We start from the raw sequence: 2,928 nt of genomic DNA, 5'->3' as shown, positions 1-2,928 counted from the left end.
TCCTTCCCCCGGGGCCGGGCAGTCGCACCTACTGGAAGGACACCCCATGACCAAGAAGAATGACGAAGCGCTTGGCGAAACCACCCCGCAAGCGGTGACCGACGACACCCTCGACCCTGCCGGGTTCGACCTCGCCGCATGGCTGGAAGGTCTCGCGCCGGCGAAGGCGCACTATAACCTCGAGGGCTGCGAGATCGTGATGCAGGCCCGCACTCAGACGTGGCGGGACGAGTTCATCGCCACCCACGAGAAGGACGAGGACGCCGAGCAAACCAATCTCGAGTTCCTGGCGGCGCACATCGCATCCCCGGCAGGCATGACCGCCGATGTGCTGCGGGCCATGCGCGAGACGCACGCCCCCGAGGTGGATGAGCTGGCGACATTGGCGCTCCAGCTCGACACGAAGCCGCGCAGCCAGATCGCGCCGCGTTTTTTGCCCTCTGCCTCCGACTGACAGGCAACGCGTGGGCGCTGGACGCGCTCACGTCGGCACGCGAGTGGGGGGTGCGTCCCAGCGTCATGCTGGGCATCCCCACCCGCGTACCATGGTCGGAGGTTGACCGATACCTCGCCCAGGCTTTGACGATCCGGGATGCGTCGCTGTGTCCGGGTGGCTGCGGCCACTATCTGGACGAGACCAGCGAGATGGGTGGCTGGCATGAGGAGCGCCGCATCCGCTGTGATGCGTGCGCGGCGAAAGCGGAGGCCGAGAAGCAGGAGCCGACGCAGCCGGGCGAACTGTCCTACGCAGTGCGGGTCGACTAGCTCTGCGCGTCCGCAAAGACCCGCTCGCGATGAGTCGGGCACAGATTCTGGGCCGCTGACAGGGTGATCGCCGCCGCGAGGTCTGGGTCGGGGTCGCCGCCCCCTCCCCATCGCATGAGCAAAAGTGCGGCCGCTTTCCATCCAGCCTCATACCCGCCGCCGTCGTCGAGCGCCCTGCATGCCGCCCAACCTGCCATCAGCAACTGATTGTCTGTGATCTTTCCGACCTTGGCGCCGGTGACCGTGATCATCGTCCGGAACATGTCGGGGTCGGCTGGCTTGGTGGGGCTGGGCGTTGGGGTGGTTGTCACGGTCACAGTCTCGGCCGCAGGGGCTTGAGTCTCAGTCGCCGGGGGCGAGCAACCCACCGCGAGCAGAGGCAGCAACAGCAGTAGTGCACGACGCATGACACCAATCTACGCCGACAGGGGGTGACTCGATGGCTGATCGCAGCATCGTCGTCCGGCTGAGGGCCGAGGTCTCGGACTTCAACGCCCAGATCGGCAGCGCCTCCAAGTCGCTGTCGACCCTGATCGATGAGTCGAAGCAGTTCGACAAAAAAGCGACCACGACGATGGGGCAGATCGTCCAGTCGGCCAAGCTGCAGCGGGAGGCGTGGACGGGCACTGGGCAGGCGATGATCGCCGCTGGCGCGCCCGTGCTCGCGTTCAACGCGGCGATCGCCAAGACCGGCATCGAGTACAACACTTTGCAGCAGAAGTCGCGGGCAGCGATGCGCACCCTCATGGGTGGTGCCCGTGAGGCGAACGACCAGATGGACAAGCTGGACGAGTTCGCCCGCACCTCGCCGTTCTCCAAAGCGGTGTTTATCTCGGCCCAGCAGCAGATGCTCGGCTTCGGCATCGAGGCGCAGAAGGTCATCCCATACCTGTCGGCGATCAACGATGCGGTGGCGGCGACGGGCGGCTCGAACGAGGACATTTCCGAGCTGACGCGCATTTTCTCCCAGGTGAAGGCGGCGGCGAAGATCACCGCCACGGACCTGATGCAGTTCGGTCAGCGCGGTGTGGATGCTGCGACCCTGATCGGCTCCCAGATGGGCAAGACGGGTGCCGAGATCAGGGGCGAGATCACCAACGGCACGCTCGATGCTGGGCAGGCGCTCGATGCGCTCGCCGCTGGCATGTCGGAGCGGTTCGCCGGCGCGTCCGCGAACGTCAAGAATACGATGACCGGCGCGACGGACCGCGTGAAGGCGGCATGGCGTGACATGGCGTCGCTGATGACGGAGCCTCTGGTCGGGAAGAATGGCGGCGGCCTGCTCGTGGATGCTACCAACGGCCTCGCTGACTTCCTGCGCCTCGTCCAGAAGCTACCTGCCCCCATCCTGCAGGTCGGCGGCTTGTTGTCGACCATGGGGTCTGGGGCTGTGGTGCTGGGCGGGTCGCTACTGGTGCTAATCCCCAGGATTGTGGAGACGAAGGCAGCGCTCGATGCGATGCGCACCGGCCCGCTGGCCGGCGTGTACGGCGGTTTCCTCAAAGTGGCGAAGGGTGTCGGAATCGCGGCGGCGGCGTTCGCTGCGGTGCAGATCGCTGGCACCATCCTCAGCCAGTTCACCGCGCACGCGTTGGATGCCGCGAAGGCCGCCGAGGAGGTGGAGCGGGCCGCGAACGGCGTGGGTGATCTGGGGCGCATCTTCCGCGACGCCGACGACCCGGCCCGCGAACTGGCAGGCGGTGTCCGCGACGTTGCGTCCGCGTTCAAGTTCGTCAACGGGATCGATCACTCGTGGGGCGCAAAACTCGGGTACGCGGGAGAGAACGCCGTAGCGGGCCTGTTTGGTCTCGAGTCCCAGATGGACCGTGTTGGGCAGTCGTTCAAGAACTTGGACGCCGCAGTCTCTGGCATGGATGCGAGCAAGGCGGCGACCGTCATGGCTGACGTCGTGAAGCAGGCTCGCGAGGCTGGCGTCAGCACCGAGCGTCTCATCGCCCTGTTCCCCGAGTACAAGCGGAAGCTGGAAGATCAGGCCACCCAGCTCGGCATCACCGCTCTCACGGCGCAGGACTACGCCGACTGGATGGGCGGCGAGGTGCCGGTGGCGATCAGGGCCGCCGCGTCGGCAACCAAAGAGGGCACCGAAGCACTTGAGGAGATCGACCCGGCCGCCAAGAAGGCGGCCGAGGCAGCGTCGAAGCT

At 66.4% G+C, this 2,928-nt stretch carries 4 protein-coding genes; 3 read left to right on the top strand and 1 reads right to left on the bottom strand.

Annotation, left to right across the window (positions count from 1 at the left end; translation table 11 throughout):
* The first annotated feature begins 46 nt into the window (after window positions 1-46).
* Both ACTQ1S_RS09150 and ACTQ1S_RS09145 read left to right on the top strand, forming a co-directional pair.
* Window positions 47-454, top strand: a complete 408-nt coding sequence (locus ACTQ1S_RS09150) for a hypothetical protein (protein WP_441085627.1) — start codon at window positions 47-49, stop codon at window positions 452-454.
* A gap of 50 nt (window positions 455-504) precedes the next feature.
* Window positions 505-765 carry a hypothetical protein gene (locus ACTQ1S_RS09145; RefSeq protein ID WP_441547552.1) on the top strand — a complete coding sequence of 87 codons (261 nt, stop codon included), beginning with the start codon at window positions 505-507 and terminating at the stop codon, window positions 763-765.
* On the opposite strand, the gene ACTQ1S_RS09140 is transcribed toward ACTQ1S_RS09145, so the two are convergent.
* Window positions 762-1,016: a hypothetical protein gene (locus tag ACTQ1S_RS09140; protein WP_441141086.1), complete on the bottom strand. Its 255-nt coding sequence runs from the start codon at window positions 1,014-1,016 to the stop codon at window positions 762-764. The two genes, ACTQ1S_RS09145 and ACTQ1S_RS09140, sit on opposite strands and share 4 nt — an antisense overlap.
* Window positions 1,017-1,204: 188 nt before the next feature.
* On the opposite strand from ACTQ1S_RS09140, the gene ACTQ1S_RS09135 reads away from it, so the two are divergent.
* Window positions 1,205-2,928: tape measure protein (locus ACTQ1S_RS09135; protein WP_441547551.1), on the top strand; the 1,724-nt coding region annotated here is incomplete at its 3' end.

This window comes from Collinsella sp. LCP21S3_D3, assembly GCF_052118305.1.
Lineage (GTDB): Bacteria > Actinomycetota > Coriobacteriia > Coriobacteriales > Coriobacteriaceae > Collinsella.
The sequence above is the reverse complement of the archived record's forward strand: the minus strand, read 5'-3'. Positions and strand labels throughout refer to the sequence as shown.

What these genes read in the sequence shown, in the direction of transcription:
- ACTQ1S_RS09150 (WP_441085627.1), top strand. Translation starts at nt 47, where the DNA reads ATGACCAAGAAGAATGACGAAGCGCTTGGCGAAACCACCCCGCAAGCG.
- ACTQ1S_RS09140 (WP_441141086.1), bottom strand. Translation starts at nt 1,016, where the DNA reads ATGATCACGGTCACCGGCGCCAAGGTCGGAAAGATCACAGACAATCAG.